This is a genomic window from Pseudoclavibacter sp. Z016 (genome assembly GCF_002931215.1).
Lineage (GTDB): Bacteria > Actinomycetota > Actinomycetes > Actinomycetales > Microbacteriaceae > Pseudoclavibacter.
On record NZ_PSTU01000009.1, the window covers coordinates 116,620 to 136,978 of the forward strand.

A 20,359-nucleotide genomic window follows, 5' to 3' on the forward strand; every position below is an offset into this window, starting at 1 on the left:
CGAGCCGCGAGGATGCCGTTCTCCGGACAAGAATGGGGAGGCGAAAGCGGGAGCGGGGGAGGACTGCCCGGCCAGATCAGCCGGGCAGTTGGGCCCGAGACGCGCTCAGGCGCCGACGAACGGGAGGCGCTTGCGCCAGTGGCTGATGGAGACGGCGATGCGAGACGACGTCTGCCCGTCCCACTCGACCGCGAGGCCGTTGCTGCGCATGGTCGTGGCCACGAGACGTCCGAGCTGCTGCTCCGCCTCCGCGCGCTCTTCCGCCGTCTGCGAGGGGCTGGCCGCGAACGTGCCGAACGCGAGGAGCAGCTCCGCGTCGTCACCGGCGAGGCGCTCCGCGTCCTGCTGGTGGAAGAAGACGTAGCCGACGTGCTTGCCGATGGTCCTCTCGGCCTCGATCTCGGCGTGCCCGCAATTCTGGCAGCAGGCGAAGTTCATGCGCGCGACGACGCCGGCCTGCTCGAGGTCGGCGAACGCGGCTCGGAGCTTCTCGTAGTCGCCTTCGCTGGCCCAGTCTCGCTGGCAGTCGGCGAGGTCGTCCCAGGTGGCGGTGACGATCCGCTCGATCTCATCGGGACGGACGGGCAGCGCCTCGTCCTCGGCGAACGAGCCAGCGGTCTCGAGGGCCTCGTCGAGGGAGACGAAGCCGGGTCGGATGAGTTCGACGGTCCGAGCGCGGAGGGTTTCCCGCGCGTTGTGAACGCCGTGCGGCTGGTGCTCGGCCTGGGGGGTGCTCGAGGCTGGGCGGAGGTACTTGAACAGATCCACGGCGGAGACTCTACGTCTCCACGGGTGGAACGTCCAACCGTGAGCTGTTCAGGGTCGCCTTCCCGCCGAGTCTGCTGGAGCTTTCCGGCGGGCTGGGGCGAGACTTGGCGCATGACTGAATGGAATGTGCGCCCTGTCACTGCGTCGGACGAGCGGGAATGGCGGGAGCTCTATCGCGGCTACCGGGCGTTCTACGGGGTTCCCGCCGACGAGGCCAAGATCGACACCGTCTGGTCGTGGCTGAGCGACGAGGCCCACGAGTCGCACGGCTTCGTCGCGGTCGACGCGGAGGGGCAGCTGGGTGGCATCGCGCATGTGCGTCGCTTCGCTCGACCGCTCTCCGCCACCACGGGGCTGTATCTCGACGACCTCTTCACCTCCCCGGCGGCCCGCGGCGGCGGCGCGGGCCGGGCCCTCCTGCTGCACCTCGGCGAGTACGCCGAGGATGCTGGCCTCAGCGTCGTGCGCTGGATCACGGCTGAGGACAACGCGACGGCTCGGCGCCTCTACGACTCGGTCGCGAAGCAGACGGCGTGGGTGACCTACGACATCGTGTCGTGACCCCGCGACGCTCGGTCGCGACGGCGTCTCTCGGCGTTCACCGAATCGCGAGAGACTGAGCCTCATCGAGCCGGAGCTCGACACTTCGACGAGGAAGGCCCCTCATGCCGACACACCTCAGCCGTCTGCAGCGCGATCGCGCGCCCCGGCCGACTCGCGACGAGCTCTACGCGGCGGGCAAGGCGCTCCGCAAGACGCAGCCGCACGTCGAGCACGCCATCTTCGTCCCTGGCGAGCGCGACCCCCGGGCGATCCTCGCCGAGCAGAACGAGGCGAGACTGCCAGAGCTCGTGGCGCTGCGCATGGGGCGCATGCTCGACAGTCCGTTCACGTTCTATCGCGGCACCGCCGCGATCATGGCGCACGACCTGTCCCAGGGGGCGAGCACCGGCATCCAGGTGGTGGCGTGCGGCGATGCGCACCTCAGCAACTTCGGGCTGTTCGCCTCGCCGCAGCGCACGCTCGTGTTCGACCTCAACGACTTCGATGAAGCCGCGTCTGCGCCGTGGGAGTGGGATCTGAAGCGGCTCGTGGCGAGCGTGGTCGTCGGCGCCCGAGACCTCGGACTCACCGAGGAGCAGACGAGGAAGGCGGCGAGGAAGGCCGCGGCCGCCTACCGGGAGGGGATGCGCGAGATGGTGGGCCACTCGGCCCTCGACCGCTACTACCTGCGGCTCGACACCGACGTGGCGCATCCCTCGTTCAGGACGGAGGCACAGGACGTGCTCGCGAAGGCGACGAAGAGCGCCAGGAAGCGCACGTCGCAGAAGTTCGTCGACAAGCTCACGGAGCGGGCGGCCGACGGCACCAGGCTCATCGTCGAGAACCCGCCCGTTATGACGCACATCTCACCCGAGGCAGAGGCGCGCGTCGAGGAGCTCTTCGAGCGGTACCGTGCGACGGTCGGCACCGACGTGGCGTTCCTGCTCGGCAACTTCACGCTCACGGACGTCGCGCGGCGTGCTGTCGGGGTCGGGAGCGTGGGCACCCGGTGCTTCATCCTGATCCTGACGGGGCCAGGCGGGGAGGCGCTCGTGCTGCAGGTGAAGGAGGCGCCGCCGTCGGTGCTCGAGGCCTACGGCCACGTCGACCCGAGGAGGCTCCTCCAGGCGCGATCTCGCCGCGAGTATGACGAACTCGGAGAGGGGTACCGGGTGGTGAGCTGCCAGCGCATCCTGCAGGCCGTCTCCGATCCGTTCCTCGGCTACCTGCGCTTCGAGGATGAGGACGGCGTCCCAAGGGACTTCTATGTGCGGCAGTTCAGGGATATGAAGGGCTCGGTCGACCTCGACCAGCTCACGCCGTCGGAGTTCTCGAAGTACGGGGAGGCGTGCGGCACGCTCCTCGCACGCGCCCACGCGCAGAGCCCCATCGCGCCGATGATCGCCGGGTACCTCGGCAAGAGCGGCTCGTTCGACGGCGCGATGGCCGAGTGGGCGATCGGCTACGCCGAGCAGTCCGCGCTCGACTACGCCGAGCTGCTCGCGGCGAGAGACCGCGGGGAGTTCGAGGCGGTCTCCGACCGCTGAGGTCTTGTGTGCGGCATCGCCTCGCTTCCCCGGCCGCCCGGGAGCCTAGGAGGCGCGGCGCTGCTGTGCGTCGGTGACCGCATCCGCCGACCCGAAGGCGCTCGGCGGCTCCGGCGCGAGCCAGCCGTGCTCGCGCAGCGCGGCCACGGCGGCCTCGCGCGCCGAGTACGGCACGATGCGGCCGTCGACCTCGACGTCGGCCCGGTGCCCGTGCCCGCCGACGAAGATCAGGTCTCCGGGCTCGGCCAGTGCGACGGCGTGATCGATGCCGGTCGCCGAGTCGGCGATCTCGTAGAGCTCCCGCTCGGGGAACTCGGCGCGGATCGTCTTGACGAGGGTGCGGCGGATGCCGTCTGGGTCTTCCGTTCGCGGGTTGTAGTCGGTGACGATGACGACGTCCGACTCCTCGCTCGCGGCGCGCGCCATCTCCGGGCGCTTTCCCTTGTCTCGGTCGCCGTCGGCACCGAAGATCATGAAGAGCCGGCCGGGGGTGAAGGGGCGGAGGGCGTGCAGCACCGCGCGGAAGGACGCTGCCGTGTGTCCGTAGTCGACGTAGACGCGCAGCTCCGACTCGCCGGAGACGAGGTCGAGGCGACCCGGGACAACGGGGTGGAGCCCGTCCGTGGCGCTCAGCGCCTCCCGAATCTGCTCGAGCGACGCGAGTCCGGTGCCGATGACGGAGACGATCGCGAGCGCGAGGTCGAGCGCCGTGAAGGTGCCGGGGAGGCCGATGCTGGAGGTGAGCTCCTCGCCGTTCGGGCCCCGCAGGGTGAAGTCGGTGCGTTCGAGGCCCTCGGCGTCGATGTGCAGCACCCAGTCGGCGTCGGCTGCGCCCTCCGCGGTGTCGCGTGCGACCGTCACGACGGGGATCAGCGACTCGGCCGCCGCGCGGCGCCCCCACTCGTCTTCGATCGCGATGACGCCGCGCTTCGCGTGCCTCGGCGTGAAGAGCACCAGCTTCGACGCGAAGTAGTTCTCCAGCGTGCCGTAGACATCGAGGTGGTCCTGCGAGAGGTTCGTGAAGATGGCGCTCTCGAAGGGCAGGCCGTCGACCCGCCCACCGTCGAGGCCGTGGGAGGAGACCTCGATCGCGGCCGCCTGCACGTCGTCCTCGGTCATGCGAGCGACGAGGCCGTGCAGGTAGTCGGACTCGGGCGTCGTGAGCCGACCGGAGAGACGGGTCTCGAGCCGCGCCTCGCCCACGATGCGCTCGACGGTCCCCGAGAGCCCGGCCTTGATGCCGAGCGAGAGGAAGAGCGCGTGCAGGAGGTAGCTCGTGGTCGTCTTGCCGTTGGTGCCGGTCACCGCGAAGAGCTGGGGCGTGGCGATCCCGGTGCCGAAGACGGTCGAGGCAGCGACGCTCATGACCTCGCGCGGATTCTCGACGACGATGGCGGGCAGGTCGAACCCGGCGGCCTTGGCTGCGCCGGCCTCGTCGGTGAGCACGGCGACCGCGCCGGCCCGGACGACCGCTGGCAGGAAGTCTGCGCCGTGCATCCGTGCACCGGGGATCGCGACGTAGAGGTCACCCGGGCGGATGCGCCGGGAATCACTCGAGACCCCGGTCACCGTGATGGCGTCGCTCGTGGGCGAGACGATCCCGCCGGTCGCAGCCGCGATCGTGGCGAGGGGAACAGCGTGTGGGCTGTTGGGGCGTGCGAGATCTGACTGCAATGGTGTTCCTCTCGGAGGGCGCTGGGGCGCCGCGGGTGGCCTTCACTGCAACGCCTCGGCCGACGCCGGTGCGAGGGACCTCAGTCACGCCAGCGTGCAGATAACAAGAAGATAACGACGACGCATATGCGGGCCACATGACGAACGTGTGAGTCGTCTATGCGCGGCGCATGAGCCGACGAAAAAGACCCCCTCGAGAGGGGGTCTTGCCTGGCTCGAAGCTGCAGGAGGATGCTGGTCGGGGTGACAGGATTCGAACCTGCGACTTCCCGCTCCCAAAGCGGGCGCTCTACCAAGCTGAGCTACACCCCGGTGCCGATCGCGCGGCGAACCGGAGGTAATGTTACCGGACTCCCGGGGCTACGCGGACCACATCCACGGACGCGACTCGCTGATGGAGGGTGGAGTTCACGGACCTCGCCGAGATGGGGTAGCATTCTCTTCGTCCCGATTCGGGGCTGTAGCTTAGTGGTAAAGCCTCTGTCTTCCAAACAGATGATGCGAGTTCGATTCTCGTCAGCCCCTCCAGAGAAAAGCCCGGTCAAGCCAGAGATGGCTCGGCCGGGCTTCGTGCTTCCACGCCCCTCGGCTACCGCAGCAGCTCCCTGATGTCCTCAGCCGAGAGTTCGGTGCTGAACAGCTCGTCGTCGTCGATGACGGCGTTGAAGAGCTTCGACTTGCGATCTTTGAGCGCCATGACCTTCTCCTCGATCGTGCCCTCCGCGATCATCCGGTAGACCATGACGCGACGCTCCTGCCCGATGCGGTGCGTGCGGTCGATGGCCTGCTCCTCGCTCGCCGGGTTCCACCACGGGTCGAGCAGGAACACGTAATCGGCCTCCGTCAGGTTGAGGCCGAACCCGCCCGCCTTGAGGCTGATGAGGAACACGGGGGCCGTGCCCTCCTTGAAGGAGGCGATGACCTCTGCCCGCTTCGTCGTCGCGCCGTCCAGGTACACGTAGGGGATTCCCTCCGCGTCGAGGCGCTTGGCGACGAGCTTGAGGTACGAGGTGAACTGGCTGAAGACCAGCGCCCGGTGCCCCTCGGCGGCGACGTCCGTGAGGTGCTCCAGCAGTGCGTCCAGCTTGCTCGAGGGCACTGTACCCGGCGGCATGCCGTCGAGGCTCGCCTGAATGAGCGCGGGGTCGAGCGCAAGGAGGCGTAGCAGCGTGAGCGAGCGGAACACGATGAATCGGTTCTTGTCGAGGTCCTCGAGCAGCCCGAAGAGCTTCTGGCGTTCGCGTTGGAGGTAGAGGTCGTAGAGCTCGCGGTGCTCCTCGCTGAGCTCGATGAAGAGCGTCTGCTCCTGCTTCTCCGGCAGCTCGGGGGCGACACGCTCCTTCGTGCGTCGGAGCAGGAAGGGGCGGATGCGCGCTCGCAGTCTCGCGAGGCGCTTGGCTCGCACCTCGGCGCTCGCGGGCTCGCTCAGTCCGGCACCGACGCCATCGCTCACGCCGTGCCGCTTGCCTTCGATCGTGCGCACGTACTCTTCCCCGAACCGCCTCGCCGAGGGGAACAGGCCAGGGGCGGTGATCGCGAGGAGCGCGTGCAGCTCGGTCAGCGAGTTCTCGAGGGGCGTGCCCGTGATGGCGAGCTTGAACGGCACCTCGAGGTCCCTCGCGCATTCGCTCACGAGCGAGCTCGCGTTCTTCACGAACTGGGCCTCGTCGAGGACGAGCCCCGACCATCCGGTGTCTTCGGCGACGCCGCGGTAGGCTTCGAAGTCGAGTCGGAAGAGGGCGTAGCTCGTGACGACGATGCTCGCCCCCTCGGCGACGTCCGCGACGCGGCGCCCTGAGCTGGCCTGGGTCGCGTCGATGATCCGGGTCGTGAGCTCGGGGGTGAACCTGGCGGCCTCCGACACCCAGTTCGACACGACCGATGTCGGTGCGACGACCAGCAGCGGCGCCGGTTCGCGCCCATCGGCAGCCTGCTCGCGTGCGTGCTGCACCAGGGCGAGGGTCTGCACGGTCTTCCCGAGGCCCATGTCGTCGGCGAGGATGCCGCCGAGCTTGTTCCGCCAGAGGAACGCGAGCCAGTTGAGGCCCTCCTGCTGGTACGGGCGCAGTGACGCGTGCAGCCCCCGGGGAGGTTCGATGGGCGAGGGGGTGTCCTCCCGCAGCTCGTGAAGCAGCTCGCGCCATTCGACGGCTGGCTCGGCCTCATCGGCGAGGTCCTCGAAGTCGGACCAGAGGCTGGCGTGCCTTCGGCTGATCTGCAGTCGGTTCGGCTCCCACTCGTTCAGGCCCTGCGCTTCGCTGATGAGCTCGCGCAGCGGCTCGAACGCCGGGTGCTTGAGGGAGAGGTAGCTGCCGTCGATGAGCAGCAGTCTCGGCTTCCCGAGCGCGAGGGCCTTGAAGAGCTTCGTGAAGGGGATCACCTTGCCGTCGACGGTGACGGTGACCCCGAGGTCGAACCAGTCGTGCCGCTCGGTGGGCACGGTCGTGACGGTCAGGTTCGGGGCCCCGCGGAGCTCCCGGTAGGCGGGTGGCGTGCCGACGGTCTCGACTCGGATGCCCGAGAGCCGTTCCAGCAGCGGCAGGGTCTCGGCCGCGAAGCGCGCCGCCTCGATCTGCGAGAGGGTGACCCGAGCGGGCAGGGCTCCGGGGGAGTCGATGTCCTCCGGCATCCAGTCGCGCGGGAGCATGCCCTCCTCGAGCACGCTCGAGAGTGCGGGCGGTGCGGCGAGGGACCGAGGATTGGCCCATCGCCAGCGCAGCTCGATACTGTGCCGGGGGCCGAACGTCGTGGTGAGGATGAGCTCGGGAGGTGTCGGCTCAGGGATGCGGACCGACGAGTCTGCGCTGCCCAGCCGCAGGTGCGCCGCGAGCTCTGGCAGGTGCGAGCGCTCGAATTCGTCGGCGTCGTCGCTCGGTACCGTGAACTCGGTCCTGCGGGCGCGTCCGGGATCGAGGAGGGCCAGCTGCTGGCGGGAGAGCCTCGTGTCGCTCTTGGCGAGGCGGATGCGGTCGGGCTCGTCGGCGTCGAAGGCGTAGAAGCCGTGGTCGCCGACCGGTCGGGCCGTCTCGAAGTCGGCGGGCGCATCCCCGATGGTGAGGAGTGGCGCCACGGTCAATCCGCCCGGGGTCCGTTTGGCGTCGAGCGTGAGGCTCGAGCCGGCTTCGAGCGTGATGCTGGCGCGCTTGCCCGTGCCGACGAAGGCGATGTCCAGGCTGATGGCCTCCTGGAGCATCGTCCACATCACGGGGCTCTGCGCCTCGTCGAGGAAGAGCCATTCGCTGTCCTGGCCCGGTTCTGGCGGGCGCGCGGCTCGGTGCACCGCGAAGAACTGCGCGAACCACGCCTGGTGCCGCGGGTCGAGGTCTCGACGCCCGCGCAGGTGCTGCAGCTTCGCCCAGGTGAGATCTCCTTTCACCCACTTGCCGCGAACCCCCTGCATGACGGGTCGCGCCCCGAGTCGGAGCTCGTCGAGCGCCGTGGCCGCGCCGTCGTCGCCCGTGAACGCGCGGCGTGACGTGGGTCCGTTCCAGCGGTACATGGTGCGCGGGATGAGCTCACGCACTTCGAACTGCAGGGCAAGCGGCACGACTCGCTCGGAGGCGTTGCCCTCCACCGGGGCGGCAGGCTGCTCGAGGAGTCGCCCGAGTGCGCTGCGCCAGGACGCCTGCGTGGGACTCTCGCTCGGATTGCTCACCGGTGCAGTCTACGAACCACCACCCCCACCGGTCTTGCCTCGGCGCTTCGTGCGGCGTAACGTACAACCAAATGGTTACACAACAGCTCGGCCAGGACGACGTCAGCCGCATCTTCCAGGCCCTGGCGGATACGACGAGGCGCGACATCCTCACGCGCGTGCTCCGCGAGGAGCAGTCCGTGACCACCCTCGCCGAGGCCTACGCCATGAGCTTCGCGGCCGTGCAGAAGCACGTCGCCGTGCTCACGAGGGCAGGCCTCACGGCGAAACGGCGGCGGGGAAGGGAGCAGCTGGTCCATGCCGACCGGGCGACGATCGCCCAGACGACGCGGCTCCTCGAGTCCTACGAGCGGCTCTGGCGCGACCGAGCATCCCGCATCGACGCGCTCCTCGCCGACGACGACGAGAGCGCACCACCATCTCCGCGCGCCGACGCTGGCGAGCGGTGAACGAAGGAGAGAGCATCATGCCTGTCATCTCAACGCAGAAGGATCCGGATCAGCGCACGCTGACCGTCGTCACCGAGCACGCCGCGACGCCGGAGCGCGTCTGGCGGCTGTGGGAGGACCCCCGCCAGCTCGAGCGCTGGTGGGGCCCGCCGACCTGGCCGTCCACGGTCGACTCGTTCGAGTTCTCGCCTGGTGGCAGGGTCCTGTCGCACATGACGGGACCGGACGGCACGACGGCGGGGGAGTGGTGGGAGTTCGTCAGCATCGAACCGCACCACGCGCTGTCGTTCGACAACGGGTTCGCGCACGACGACGGCTCACGCAACCTCGAGCTGCCCGTCATGCGCTGCACCGTCACGATCGAGGCTGCCGGCGACCTCACTCGCATGACCACCGTCTCCGTCTTCGCGTCTCCGGCCGACTTCGACAGCGTCATCGAGATGGGCATGGCGGAGGGCATGACGGAGGCCATGGGCCAGATCGACGCCGTCCTCGCCGGCTGAGAGTCGGCGTGCTCAGCACAGCGGCGCTCGTCGCGGCGGGAGGCCGCGACGAGCGCCGCGTGGGTGTCGGATCGGTCTCTGCCTACTTGTTGACCTTGCCGACGAGGTGCTCGCCGGCGGCGACGCGTTCCGCGTCGTCACTGCCGGGGATGACGTTGCCGCGCAGCGAGCGCCCGGCGGTCTCCTTGAAGGTCAGCACCGAGATGAGACCGATGAGTCCGGCACCCGCGAGGTAGAACCCCGGGATGAGGACGTTGCCGGTCTGATCGATGAGCCACGTGTTGGCCGAGGCCGCGGTTCCGCCGAAGATCGCCGTCGAGATGTTGTAGCCGATCGCGAAGCCCGAGTAGCGCACCGCGGTCGGGAACAGTGCGGGCAGCGTCGACGAGATGGTCGAGATGATCATGACGAGGAACAGGCCGAGGATGCCGAGGCCCGCGATCTGCGCGATGAGCGATCCGGTCTGGATGAGCATGACCGCCGGCACGGAGAAGACGGTGAAGCCGATGCTCGCGGCGATGAGCTGCGGCTTTCGGCCGATGCGGTCGGACAGCGCGCCGAACGGCACGATCACGGCCATCATGAGCAGCTGGATGACCACGAGCGAGAACGTCGATTCGGCGGTGCTCTGGTCGAGGGTCGTCGACAGGTACGTCGGCATGTAGGTCAGCACGAGGTAGAACGCGACGTTGATGAGGATCACGAAGCCGAAGAGCTTCAGCACCTGCAGCGGGTAGTTCTTCAGCAGCGACACGAGGGCGCCGATGGCGGTCTGCTTCTCGCCCGGCTCCTGGGTGTCGTCGACGAACGTCTCCGACTCGCTCAGGTGGCGGCGCATCCACAGGGCCACGAGGCCGAGGGGGAGCGTGAGCAGGAACGGCAGTCGCCACCAGCCCTCGAGCATCCCGTCGTCGCCGACGATGAAGGCGAGCGTGGTGCACAGGATGGCGGCGGCGCTTGCACCGGCGAGGGTGCCGAACTCGAGGAACGAGCCGAAGAAGCCGCGCTTGTCGTCAGGCGCGTGCTCCGACATGAAGATCGCCGCACCGGCGTACTCGCCGCCCGCGGAGAAGCCCTGCAGCATGCGGAGCAGGATGAGCAGGATGGGCGCTGCGAAGCCGATCGAGTCGAACGACGGGAGGAGGCCGATCGCCGCCGTCGAGAGGCTGATCATGATGATCGTGAAGACGAGCACCTTCTGGCGGCCGATGCGGTCGCCGAGCGGGCCGAGCACGATGCCGCCGAGGGGGCGCACGAGGAACGAGACGGCGAAGGTCGCGAAGGTCAGGATGAGGGCGAGCGCGCCACCCTGGTCGTCGCTGAACGTGAAGAACAGCTGCGACACGTAGATTGCGAGGTAGCCGTAGATGCCGTAGTCGAACCACTCGATGGCGTTGCCGATCGCGGAACCGGCGACCGATCTCCGTGCCGTCTTGCGTTGGATTGGTGTGAGGTCGATCTCGCGGGTCAGGGGTGCAAGGGTGGCACCGGGGCCACCTCTGCTGGACTGATCAGAGGACATGGGGGTGCTCCTTGCTGAATTTTCCACACGGGTGATGTCCAAGCACAGCGCGCGGACCTGGGTGTTACCGGGACGCCTCCGCGAGACGAAGCGCTATCAACGCGTATGCGCGCGCGGCGACGAGCAGCTCGTCGGTCCGGACGCGCTCCTCAGGCTGGTGCGCCTGCGACTTCACGTCACCCGGCCCGAGGATGACGACGGGGATCTCGTGGTGACGGGCGATGAAGCCGCCCTCGCAGGCCGCGCTCCACCCGCCGATGCTCGAGGAGCCGCCGGCGTCGGCGACAGCCTGCACCGCCGCGGCCGGCACCACGGAGTCGGGTTGCGTCAGGAACCCCGGCATGGCCATGTCGAGGTGGCCCGCGACGGTGATGCGCTCGGAGTTGAGCATCCCGCTCCCTGCGATGGCTGCGCGGATGCGCGTGAGCACGTCCTCGAGGATGCGTTCCGGTTCCTCGTCGGGGAGCACGCGTCGGTCGACGTAGAGCGTGCACTCCTCGGCGACGATCGACGTGCCGTGCCCGCCGGCGATCATGCCGACGTTCCAGCTGCCGGTGCCGATGAGGCCGGGGACGGCGGCGCTCTGCTGCGCGATGCGCCTGGCGTCGTCCTCGATGGCCTGCACCGCGATGGCGGCCGCGGCGATGGCACTGGCCCCGTCGGCCGGGTTGCCGGCGTGCGCCGCCGCGCCGCGCAGCGTGATGATGAAGTTCGTGGCGCCTCGGCAGGCGACGACGGTGTCGAGGCCCGTGGGCTCGGCGACGATGCACGCCGAATATGGCGCGATCTCCTCGTCGTCGTTCACGGCGAGGGTGGTCGGAGCGTCGGCGATGTAGCGGAGGGCGCCGGTCGCCGTGTCCTCCTCATCGACCGTGCAGAGGAGCGCGAGGCGGACCTCGGGTCGCTCGGCGTGCACCGCCGACATCGCCGCGACGACGGCCGCCAGGCCGCCCTTCATGTCGACGGCGCCGCGGCCGATGAGCATGCCATCGATGAGACGCGGCTCGAAGGGGTCGCCGAGCCAGCCCACGCCCGCTGGGACGACATCGCTGTGCCCGAGGAAGAGGAGCGCTGGTCCGTCGCCACTTCCCAGCTCGGCGAGCAGATTGTGCCGCCCCGGGGCGACCTCGGTGAGCGTGACCTGAGCGCCCGCCCGCTCGCACAGCGACGTGAGGACCTCGACGGTCGCCGCTTCCGTCTCGCCAGGGTTCTCGCCGCGTGCCCTGATCAGCTCCGCCGTGTCGGCGACGATGCTCTCCAGGTCGAGCCGGGAGAGCGCCGACGCCTCCGTCTGGCTCACGCCGCTCATGCATCGCCCTTGACGATGAGCTCGCGGGGAGCGCGGGTGAGCACCTCGACGCCCGTCTCGGTGATGCGGATCGACTCGGAGACCTCAAAGCCGAAGCCTGTCATCCACATGCCTGCGATGAGGTGGAACGTCATGTTGGGCTTGAGCACGGTCTCCTCGCCGGAGCGGATGCTCACCGTGTGCTCGCCCCAGTCTGGCGGGTAGCCGATGCCGATCGAGTAGCCGAGTCGGGAGGCCTTGCTGAGCCCCTGCTTCGCGAGCTGGGCGTCCCAGGCCGCGACGGCGGCATCAGGGGTCTGGCCGGGGCGGAGCAGCTCGAGGGCCGCTTCGAACCCGTCGAGGGTCGTCGCCGCGACCCGCTGCAGCTCTGCGCTCGGGGTGCCGAGGCTCACGGTTCGCGCGAGCGGAGCGTGATAGCGGCGGTGCGCGCCAGCCAGCTCGAGCGAGACCGCCTCCCCGGCGACGATCTCGGCGCTCGACCACGTGAGGTGCGGCGTATCCGCCCCTTCCCCGGCCAGCATCATCGGCACGATCGACGGGTAGTCGCCCTCAGACGCCCCGACGCCCGCGGCCTGCGCCGCCTGGATCTCCGCGGCGACGTCGCTCTGTCGTCTGCCGCCGCGCAGCGCGTTGATGCCGACCGCCATCGCGTTGGAGCTCACGGCGGCCGCGGTCCGCATGAGCGAGATCTCCGCCTCCGACTTCACGAGACGCACCCAGTTGACCAGCTCCCCGCTGTCGACGAGGTCCCACTCGGGGAGGCGGCGCTGCAACGTCAGGAACGAGCGGACCGAGAAGAAGTGCGCCTCCGACTCGTAGCCGACCCGCATCCGCCGATCTGCCTGGCCCCGCTCCCGCAGCTCGGTCGCCGCCCAGTCCATGGGGTGCACCTCCGCCCGGTGCACGAGGCTCTCGGGGTAGCCGGCGACCTGCTCGCTCGGCAGCCAGGTTGTGTGGTGCGCGCCATGCGCATCCATCGCCCGCATGACGAGGAGGAGCTCACCCTCGGCCGGCACGTAGAGGAACTGCGGCATGTAGAACGACCAGGCGTTGTAGCCGGTCAGGTAGTAGAGGTTCGCCGGGTCGGTGACGAGCAGCGCGTCGAGGCCGGCGTCGCTCATGCGGACCCGAGTGTTCGCGAGCCTGACGTCGAACTCCTCGCGGCTGAAGTCTGCTGGCTGCGACATCTCGCTCCCTCTCTTGCGGCGGTCCCGAGAATCTACTCGCTCGCGGAGCCGGTCGAGTGCATGTAGTTCAATGGATGCGCGATCACTGCCCCGTCCGTCGCCCCGAGGAGCTCACGTGCCAGACAACTCGACACCAGAAGATCCTGAGAAGGACGGCGAGGTCGACTACTCGCAGCGCGACTACCAGGCCCCATCCGGCTACCGCGCCCCCGACTTCGTCTCGAAGTGGGCGGCGCAGGACAGCAGGGGCGACGAGCAACGGCTGGAGGACGAGCGACGCGAGGCGGAGCGCGACGCCGAGGAGGCGGCCGAGGATCCCTACGCCGCTCCGCAGGAGCACACGCAGACCTTCGACACCCCGCCTGGGCTGCCCGACCCGCCGCGCACGCTCGAAGAGCTCGATGAGGCCATCAAACGCGATGCCGCCTCCCAGACGCCGGGATTCGTCGTGCAGGGCGGCGCGTCTGGCGAGGAGCTCACGCAGTCGGCCGACGGGCAGCTGGACCGGCAGGAGCTGCTGCAGCGTGTCGCCACCGACAGCAGCGCGCTCCTCGGGAACCGAGCTCGCGACGTGCAGCGGGCGGCGTCGGCTGGCGGGTCGGGGAGTATCGCCAAGCGTCTCGGGGACCTCGCATCCGCACCACCGAGCCAGATACCAGGAGCCCCGGCCGCGGCATCCGCCTCGACGGCCGGAGGCGGGGCGACGGGCACTGCGAAGAAGAAGGGCGGGGGCGCCTGGTTCGGGCTCATCGCCGCGATCCTGGCCCTCACGTTCGCGATCTCGGGGATCACGTTCATCGCCTGGGCGCTCATCGTGTTCGCGCTCATCTCGAGCGTCGGCCTCCTCCGCGCGGGTGGCGGGCGGCGGGCCGTCGGGGTCATCACCCTCCTCCTGACCGTCATCGCGCTCGTGATCCAGCTGATCGGGTCGGCCGGCGGCTCGATCCGTGGCGCCGTGACCGAGCTGTCCGGCGGCACCGGCACCCTCGACCTCAACGGGACGGTAAGCGTCTCCGGCACCGGCAACGCGAGGTTCGACGTCGTCCTGCCGGACGGCGCCGACGACATCGGCCTGCTGCAGGTCGAGTTCGAGGGCGAGCAGCTGCGCATCTACGACGTCGACGCGGAGGGCGAGCAGATGGGCAGCTCCTCGATCAGCGCCTACTCCGACTACTCGGGCCTCGCCGTCATCAACGAATGGATGGACGACGAGTTCCGGGCCATCGACATCGAAGCGGAGGGGGAGTGGACCGTGACGCTCGTCTCCGTCGACACGCTCCCCTCGTTCGACGCCGAGTACTCGGGGACAGGCCAGGAAGTGCTCCTGTACGACGGCACCGGGGGTGACGCGACCTTCACGTTCGAGCCCGACCAGAGCGTCACGATCGACACGTTCGGCGCGGACGGCTGGTACGAGAACATCAGCGAGGTGACGTCGCTCACGCGGCCGTTCGAGGCCGGCCCGACGATCATCCGCATCGAGCCGTACGAGGAGGAGACCACCTGGAGCATCAGCTTCGACGGTGCAGCGCCGTCGCCGACGCCGACACCCTGACTCGCGGCGCTCAGTCCTGCCGGCGATACCGCAGCTCGGGGCGCCCGCGCTTGCCGTAGACCGGCTCGACCTGGGCGAGCCCCCGCGCGCAGAGGTGGTCGAGGTAGCGACGAGCCGTGACCCGGGAGAGGCCGCAGCGCTCGGCGACCTCGAGCGCCGACTGCCACTCGGGGTGCAGCTGCGATGCGACGAGCTTGATGGTCGGCTCCGACAGCCCCTTCGGGAGCGGGCGGCTGCGGCCAGGCGGCTGCGCCTGCGCACCCTGCCGGTCGCCGCCAGTTGCCTGCGCGCCCGCCCGGCGAGCGAGCATCCCGTCGATGTCCTGCTGCCGCAGCGGCAGGGTCTGGGCCGGCGAGGACGCCAGGGGCGGAGCGACGGTGCGGGTGTCGCGGTAGTTGGCGAGGCGCGCCTCGAAGTTCGCCTTCGAGAAGGGCTTCACGAGGTAGTCGGAGATGCTCGCCGTCGCCAGCTGAGCGACCGAGAGCCGGTCGTTGGCCGAGGAGATGATGATGGCGTCGAAGGAGTCCCCGAGGAGGTGGCGCAGGCGACGCAGTACCTCGACGCCGCTGAAGTCGGGCAGGTGCACATCGAGCAGCACGAGGTCGATGTCCGTGCTCGCGGCGACCTCGAGGGCTTCCTCTCCGGTTCCCGCGACCGCCGCGACCTCGAAGCCGTCGACGCCCGCGAGCATCCGCTCGTGCAGGCGCCTGACGGCGGTCTCGTCGTCGACGATGAGGGTGCGGATCGTGGTCACTGGTCCATCCTCCCAGTGCTCGCCGCTTCTGAATCCGCGTCAGCCCGCGTGCTCGAGTTCGGAAGCGTCGCGACGAAGCGGGCCCCGCCGAGCTCGCTGTCCGAGATGACGAGCGCACCGCCGTGCGCCTCGGCGAGGCGGCGCACGAGCCCGAGGCCGACGCCGCGAGGGATCTCGAGGCCGTCCCTCGTCTCGGTGGTCTTCGTCGAGAAGCCAGCCTCCGTGATCCGGTCGCGCAGCTCTGGAGCGATGCCCGGCCCGCTGTCGTCGACCTGGATCCGGAGTCCACCAGCTTCCTCCTCGATGGCGACGCGGACGACCCCGTGCTCGCCCTGCGTCTCGACGGCGTCGACGGCGTTGCGGACGAGGTTGCTGAGCGCGGTGGCGGCGTCGTCGCCGAAGGCGAGCTCCGTTCCCGCGCGGTCCTCGATCTCGACGTCGACCTGCAGCTGCCCGCCGTGCTCGCAGAGGCGCGCGCTCGCGGCGGCGAGGATGGCGCGGACACGCACCGGGGCGTCCGCGAGCGTCTCCTCGAGAGCGGGCGCCGCGGCGAGCGAATCGACGGGCGTGAGCGTGCGGATGTAGTCGAGCGCCTCCTCGCGCTCGTCGACCTCGATGAGGCCGAACAGCACATGCAGGCGGTTGGAGAATTCGTGCGTCTGCTCGCGAAGCGCGGACGCCAGACGGCGCTGCGTCTCGAACTCCTGCGCCGCGACGGTGAGCTGGTCGAACCGGCGGCCGAGGAGGAGGGAGACTCCCGCGGCGCAGGCGAGACCGAACAGGCCCGCGCCGACAACCCAGGGGACGACCTGCCAGATGCGTTCCTCGAGCTGCGCCGAGATGGAGGATTCGAGGATGCCGACCGAGGCGGTGCCGACGACGACGCCGTCGCGCCAGACCGGCACCTTCGCGCGCAGGGTGGGGCCGACCGTGCCGACCTCGGTGCCGACGAAGGTCTCCCCGCCCAGCGCGATGCTGGGGTCGGTGGAGACGAGCTCACCCCGCCGCTCCGGCACGGGGTGCGTGATGCGGATGCCCGCATCGTCGGTGATGACCACGTAGTCGACGCCTGCCGACTCGGAGACGAGGTCCGCCAGCGGCTGCAGCGTCGCACCGGCATCCGGGGACCCGACCGCCTCGACGACGGCAGGCAGCTCGGCGAGGCTCATGGCGACGTCGAGCGCGCGCTCCCCGGTCTCCTCGCGGATCGAGGTGTGCTGCACCTGGAGGGCGACGAGCAGAGTCGTGAGCATGCAGATCGCCACGATGGAGAACTGCACGGCGACGAGCGTGATCACGCGCGGGCCGCGCAGGGCCGTCAGGCCGCCGATTCGCGTTCCGTCCATCCCTGCACCCCCTCGTGTCCCGACTTCCGGCGACGGTCCCGCGTGTCCACAAAGACCACAAAGGCCAGAACCCGCCGACGGTCACCGCCGGTGCAATCGTAGACAGAAGCGCAGACCAGCGCGGCGACAGAGTCGTTGCCAACGGAAGGAATACTCCATTGAGTAGAACAAGACTCCCGAACAAGCTGCTCACCTCTCTCTTCGCGATCATCACGGTCGCCGTCCTCGGCTTCGCGGTCGTGGATGCGAGCAGCGCGGGTGCCGGAGCCTCGGCAAGGAGCAAGCTCACGATCATGGCCCCGGCTGCCCCGGGCGGCGGCTGGGATGCCTTCGCCCGAGAGGCCCAGCAGGCGATGCGGGCGAACGGCATCGTCAACAACGCCCAGGTCGTGAACGTGCCAGGCGCTGGTGGAACGATCGGCCTCAGCCAGCTCCTGCAGATGCAGGGCCGCGACGACCTGCTCATGGTGACGGGCGGCGTCATGGTCGGCGCGACGGTCCTCTCGAACACGGGGGAGTCCCTCGCGGACACCGTGCCCATCGCGCGCCTCGCCGACGACTACAACGCGCTCGTCGTGCCGGCCTCGTCGCCGTACACCACCCTCGAGGAGTTCGTCGAGGGCATGAAGGCGGACCCGGGCAAGCACTCGATCGCGGGAGGCTCGCTCGGCGGCATCGACCACCTGCTCAGTGGAATGCTGGGCAAGTCGATCGGCGTCGACCCCAAGGACGTCAACTACGTCGCCTACTCGGGCGGCGGCGAGGTGCTCTCCTCGCTCCTCTCCAGCACCACCGCGGCGGGCCTGTCCGGCTACAACGAGTTCAGGGACCAGATCGAGGCTGGCACCCTCAAGGCGCTCGCCATCTCGGCTCCGGAGCCCGTCGAGGGCATCGACATCCCCACGTTCAAGCAGGAGGGCGTCGACGTCGCGATGGTCAACTGGCGCGGAGTGGTCGCCCCTCCCGGCATCGACGACGCGACGCGCGACGAGCTCATCGACATCGTGACCGAGCTCGAGAACAGCCCCGAATGGGCGGAAGCGCTCGACCGGAACAACTGGACGGACAGCTTCCAGCCCGGCACCGATTTCGAGGACTTCCTCGTCGGTGAGACAGATCAGGTCACCGCACTCGTGAAGGAGCTCGGACTATGAGCACGCTGCAGAATCGACGCGAGGCGCAGAGCCCGCGTGAGACGGACGGGCCCGGAACGGGCAGCATCTCCACTCAGGGCCGCTCGTGGTGGCACGGTCGCAGCGAGCTCGGCGTCGCCGCGTTCGTCTTCGTCCTGGCCTGCGTCTTCGCCATCGGCACGGCCACCATGGATGTGCCGGAGACGGCAGGAGTCCCCGGCCCGCAGTTCTTCCCGACCATCGTCGTCATCCTCCTGTTCATCGTCGCCATCGCGCTCGCGATCACGGTCATCCGCAAGCCGGCCCGTGACGACGAGGACGAGGCCGGGCAGATGCTGGAGATGTCGCCAGAGCTGCTCGAGGACATCGGGCAGATCGACACGACGTCCGAGATCCGAGTGGTCACGGCCGCGGCGGGCGAAGAGCGCAAGAAGCGCACGGGCACCGACTGGAAGACGCTCGGCATCGTCTTCGCCGCCCTCGCGGGAACAGCGCTGCTGCTCGAACCGCTCGGCTGGATCATCACCGCCGCCGTGCTGTTCTGGGTCGTCGCGTACGCCCTCGGCAGCAAGCGCCACCTCTTCGACATCGGAGTCGCGTTCCTCTTCTCGTCACTTGTGCAGCTGTCGTTCTCGGCGGGCCTCGGCCTCACGCTGCCGTCCGGAATCCTGAGCGGAGTCCTCCCATGGATCAGCTGACCCACCTCCTCGAGGGCTTCACGGTCGCCCTCACCCCCATCAACCTGCTGTGGCTGCTCATCGGCGCCGTGCTCGGCACCGCCGTCGGCGTCCTGCCCGGCCTCGGCTCCGCGATGGCCGTCGCCCTCCTCCTGCCCGTCACGTTCAGCCTCGACCCGACCGGCGCGTTCATCATGTTCGCGAGCATCTACTTCGGTGGGCTCTTCGGCGACTCGACGTCCGGCATCCTCCTCAACACCCCTGGCAACTCCTCGGCCATCGCCACGACGTTCGAGGGGCACAGGATGGCGAAGGACGGCCGGGCCGCCAAGGCACTCGGCACGTCCGCGATCGGCGCGTTCATCGGCGGCACCATCGCGACGGCGCTCGTCGTGTTCTTCTCGCCGTTCCTCGTCCAGCTCGCCACCCAGTTCGGCCCCGCCGAGTACTTCGCGCTCGCGGCGTTCGCGTTCGTCGCGATCTCCTCGGTCGTCGCAGACTCCGTGATCCGCGGCCTCATCGCGCTCGGCATCGGCCTCGCGATCGCCCTGGTCGGCGTCGACGGCCCGTCTGGTGCGGCCCGCTTCACGATGGATCTGCCGCAGTTCTTCGACGGCATCTCGATCATCGTCGTGACCGTCGGACTGCTCGCGATCGGCGAGGTCCTGCACGTCGCCAGCCGCATCCACCGCGAGGGCGGTCTCACGAAGATCCCCGCGTCCGGTTCGCCGTACCTCAACCTGCGCGAGTTCAAGCAGGCGCTGCCCGCGTGGCTGCGCGGCACCGCCTACGGTGTGCCGTTCGGTGCGATCCCCGTCGGCGGGTCCGAGGTCCCGACGTTCCTCGCCTACGGCACGGAGAAGCGGCTCGCGAAGCGCCGCAACGACCCCGACTTCGGCACGCGCGGCTCCATCCAGGGTGTCGCGGCGCCGGAAGCCGCCGGCAACGCGACGGCGGGCACCGCGATGGGCGCGCTCCTCGCGCTCGGGCTCCCGACGTCGGCCACGGCGGCCATGATGCTCGCCGCATTCCAGCAGTACGGAATGCAGCCGGGACCGCTGCTCTTCGAGCGCAGCGGCGACCTCGTCTGGCCCCTGCTCGCGAGCCTCTTCGTGGGCCTCCTCATCCTGCTCATCATCAACCTGCCGTTCGCGGCGGTGTGGGCGAAGCTGCTGCTCATCCCGCGCCACTACCTGTACGCAGGGATCACGGGCTTCGCGATGCTGGGCGTGTACGCGATCGCCTCCTCGGCCGTCGACCTGTGGCTCGCGATCGCCATCGGCGTCTTCGGGTTCGTGATGCGCCGGTACGCGATCCCGCTCGCACCCGTGCTCATCGCGGCCATCCTGGGACCCCTCGCGGAGACCGAGCTGCGGCGAGCGCTCGCCGTCAGCGAGGGCGACCTCGGCATCCTGGTCGACTCGCCCATCACGATCGCCATCTACGTGCTCATGGTCGGGGCGATCGTCATCAGCGCCGTCCAGCACCTGCGCACCCGCACCCGCGAGAAGCTCATCCTGAAGGCGAAGACGGAAGCCGTCGCCGTGCAGGCCGCAGAGCGCGAGGACGCGAAGTAGGCGCGCTTCCTCGGAAGACACGCCGCGACGGGCGGGTGGATGCGCGAAAGCGCCCCACCCGCCCGTCCCGCTGCCCCCGTCCCGCGTTTGCCAGCCTGCTTCTGGCTGACTTCTCGCGCGCGGACGAGGGCGCGCATTGTGCCTGCCCGCCCACGACGAT

At 69.5% G+C, this 20,359-nt stretch carries 16 protein-coding genes and 2 tRNA genes; 9 read left to right on the forward strand and 9 right to left on the reverse strand.

Annotated elements, in window-relative coordinates; all coding sequences use genetic code 11:
• Positions 1 to 105: 105 nt before the first annotated feature.
• A complete protein-coding gene (locus C5B99_RS05360) occupies positions 106 to 768 on the reverse strand; it encodes a DUF6891 domain-containing protein (RefSeq protein ID WP_104240755.1) in 663 nt (220 codons plus the stop codon).
• A gap of 111 nt (positions 769 to 879) precedes the next feature.
• Here C5B99_RS05360 and C5B99_RS05365 point away from each other — a divergent pair, with 111 nt between their 5' ends.
• Entirely contained in the window at positions 880 to 1,329 is a 450-nt protein-coding gene (locus C5B99_RS05365) for a GNAT family N-acetyltransferase (protein WP_104240756.1), read from the forward strand.
• 104 nt (positions 1,330 to 1,433) lie between these two features.
• Entirely contained in the window at positions 1,434 to 2,858 is a 1,425-nt protein-coding gene (locus C5B99_RS05370) for a DUF2252 domain-containing protein (RefSeq protein ID WP_104240757.1), read from the forward strand.
• A gap of 45 nt (positions 2,859 to 2,903) precedes the next feature.
• On the opposite strand, the gene C5B99_RS05375 is transcribed toward C5B99_RS05370, so the two are convergent.
• Both C5B99_RS05375 and C5B99_RS05380 read right to left on the reverse strand, forming a co-directional pair.
• The gene (locus C5B99_RS05375; protein ID WP_104240758.1) at positions 2,904 to 4,532 is read right to left on the reverse strand and encodes a Mur ligase family protein; all 1,629 of its coding nucleotides are present in this window, start codon (positions 4,530 to 4,532) and stop codon (positions 2,904 to 2,906) included.
• A gap of 235 nt (positions 4,533 to 4,767) precedes the next feature.
• A tRNA-Pro gene (locus C5B99_RS05380) sits at positions 4,768 to 4,844 on the reverse strand.
• Positions 4,845 to 4,986: 142 nt separating this feature from the next.
• Here C5B99_RS05380 and C5B99_RS05385 point away from each other — a divergent pair.
• Positions 4,987 to 5,060 (forward strand) — tRNA-Gly (locus C5B99_RS05385).
• A 61-nt stretch (positions 5,061 to 5,121) separates the two neighbouring features.
• On the opposite strand, the gene C5B99_RS05390 is transcribed toward C5B99_RS05385, so the two are convergent.
• Entirely contained in the window at positions 5,122 to 8,187 is a 3,066-nt protein-coding gene (locus tag C5B99_RS05390; protein ID WP_104240759.1) for a DEAD/DEAH box helicase, read from the reverse strand.
• A gap of 71 nt (positions 8,188 to 8,258) precedes the next feature.
• Between C5B99_RS05390 and C5B99_RS05395 the strand changes: the two genes are divergently transcribed.
• The gene (locus C5B99_RS05395) at positions 8,259 to 8,636 is read left to right on the forward strand and encodes a helix-turn-helix transcriptional regulator (protein ID WP_104240760.1); all 378 of its coding nucleotides are present in this window, start codon (positions 8,259 to 8,261) and stop codon (positions 8,634 to 8,636) included.
• Between the two features lie 17 nt (positions 8,637 to 8,653).
• Positions 8,654 to 9,139 (forward strand): SRPBCC domain-containing protein, encoded by a 486-nt coding sequence (locus C5B99_RS05400; RefSeq protein WP_104240790.1) that lies wholly within the window; start codon positions 8,654 to 8,656, stop codon positions 9,137 to 9,139.
• Between the two features lie 82 nt (positions 9,140 to 9,221).
• On the opposite strand, the gene C5B99_RS05405 is transcribed toward C5B99_RS05400, so the two are convergent.
• The 3 genes from C5B99_RS05405 to C5B99_RS05415 all read right to left on the reverse strand — a co-directional run bounded on the left by C5B99_RS05405 (position 9,222) and on the right by C5B99_RS05415 (position 13,157).
• Positions 9,222 to 10,661, reverse strand: coding sequence for an MFS transporter (locus tag C5B99_RS05405; protein ID WP_104240761.1), 1,440 nt, complete (start codon positions 10,659 to 10,661; stop codon positions 9,222 to 9,224).
• A gap of 64 nt (positions 10,662 to 10,725) precedes the next feature.
• Positions 10,726 to 11,970, reverse strand: coding sequence for a M20 family metallopeptidase (locus tag C5B99_RS05410; protein WP_104240762.1), 1,245 nt, complete (start codon positions 11,968 to 11,970; stop codon positions 10,726 to 10,728).
• Positions 11,967 to 13,157, reverse strand: a complete 1,191-nt coding sequence (locus tag C5B99_RS05415) for a M24 family metallopeptidase (protein ID WP_104240763.1) — start codon at positions 13,155 to 13,157, stop codon at positions 11,967 to 11,969. Before C5B99_RS05415 ends, C5B99_RS05410 begins: the two co-directional genes overlap by 4 nt.
• A gap of 115 nt (positions 13,158 to 13,272) precedes the next feature.
• On the opposite strand from C5B99_RS05415, the gene C5B99_RS05420 reads away from it, so the two are divergent.
• Complete coding sequence (locus C5B99_RS05420; protein ID WP_104240764.1) at positions 13,273 to 14,712, forward strand: hypothetical protein; 1,440 nt, start codon at positions 13,273 to 13,275, stop codon at positions 14,710 to 14,712.
• Positions 14,713 to 14,722: 10 nt separating this feature from the next.
• Here the strand turns inward: C5B99_RS05420 and C5B99_RS05425 are convergent, their stop codons facing one another.
• Both C5B99_RS05425 and C5B99_RS05430 read right to left on the reverse strand, forming a co-directional pair.
• Positions 14,723 to 15,466, reverse strand: a complete 744-nt coding sequence (locus C5B99_RS05425) for a response regulator (protein ID WP_104240765.1) — start codon at positions 15,464 to 15,466, stop codon at positions 14,723 to 14,725.
• Positions 15,463 to 16,812 (reverse strand): ATP-binding protein, encoded by a 1,350-nt coding sequence (locus C5B99_RS05430; RefSeq protein ID WP_104240766.1) that lies wholly within the window; start codon positions 16,810 to 16,812, stop codon positions 15,463 to 15,465. The genes C5B99_RS05425 and C5B99_RS05430 overlap by 4 nt, the downstream gene beginning before the upstream one ends.
• Before the next feature lie 158 nt (positions 16,813 to 16,970).
• On the opposite strand from C5B99_RS05430, the gene C5B99_RS05435 reads away from it, so the two are divergent.
• The 3 genes from C5B99_RS05435 to C5B99_RS05445 are packed head-to-tail and all read left to right on the forward strand — an operon-like array spanning position 16,971 to position 20,199.
• Positions 16,971 to 17,966, forward strand: a complete 996-nt coding sequence (locus C5B99_RS05435) for a tripartite tricarboxylate transporter substrate binding protein (RefSeq protein WP_181064947.1) — start codon at positions 16,971 to 16,973, stop codon at positions 17,964 to 17,966.
• Entirely contained in the window at positions 17,963 to 18,643 is a 681-nt protein-coding gene (locus C5B99_RS05440) for a tripartite tricarboxylate transporter TctB family protein (RefSeq protein ID WP_104240767.1), read from the forward strand. Before C5B99_RS05435 ends, C5B99_RS05440 begins: the two co-directional genes overlap by 4 nt.
• A complete protein-coding gene (locus C5B99_RS05445; protein ID WP_104240768.1) occupies positions 18,631 to 20,199 on the forward strand; it encodes a tripartite tricarboxylate transporter permease in 1,569 nt (522 codons plus the stop codon). The genes C5B99_RS05440 and C5B99_RS05445 overlap by 13 nt, the downstream gene beginning before the upstream one ends.
• Positions 20,200 to 20,359: the final 160 nt, after the last annotated feature.

What these genes read in the sequence shown, in the direction of transcription:
- C5B99_RS05370 (WP_104240757.1), top strand. Translation starts at nt 1,434, where the DNA reads ATGCCGACACACCTCAGCCGTCTGCAGCGCGATCGCGCGCCCCGGCCG.
- C5B99_RS05365 (WP_104240756.1), top strand. Translation starts at nt 880, where the DNA reads ATGACTGAATGGAATGTGCGCCCTGTCACTGCGTCGGACGAGCGGGAA.
- C5B99_RS05395 (WP_104240760.1), top strand. Translation starts at nt 8,259, where the DNA reads ATGGTTACACAACAGCTCGGCCAGGACGACGTCAGCCGCATCTTCCAG.
- C5B99_RS05445 (WP_104240768.1), top strand. Translation starts at nt 18,631, where the DNA reads ATGGATCAGCTGACCCACCTCCTCGAGGGCTTCACGGTCGCCCTCACC.
- C5B99_RS05415 (WP_104240763.1), bottom strand. Translation starts at nt 13,157, where the DNA reads ATGTCGCAGCCAGCAGACTTCAGCCGCGAGGAGTTCGACGTCAGGCTC.
- C5B99_RS05410 (WP_104240762.1), bottom strand. Translation starts at nt 11,970, where the DNA reads ATGAGCGGCGTGAGCCAGACGGAGGCGTCGGCGCTCTCCCGGCTCGAC.
- C5B99_RS05440 (WP_104240767.1), top strand. Translation starts at nt 17,963, where the DNA reads ATGAGCACGCTGCAGAATCGACGCGAGGCGCAGAGCCCGCGTGAGACG.
- C5B99_RS05430 (WP_104240766.1), bottom strand. Translation starts at nt 16,812, where the DNA reads ATGGACGGAACGCGAATCGGCGGCCTGACGGCCCTGCGCGGCCCGCGC.
- C5B99_RS05400 (WP_104240790.1), top strand. Translation starts at nt 8,654, where the DNA reads ATGCCTGTCATCTCAACGCAGAAGGATCCGGATCAGCGCACGCTGACC.
- C5B99_RS05405 (WP_104240761.1), bottom strand. Translation starts at nt 10,661, where the DNA reads ATGTCCTCTGATCAGTCCAGCAGAGGTGGCCCCGGTGCCACCCTTGCA.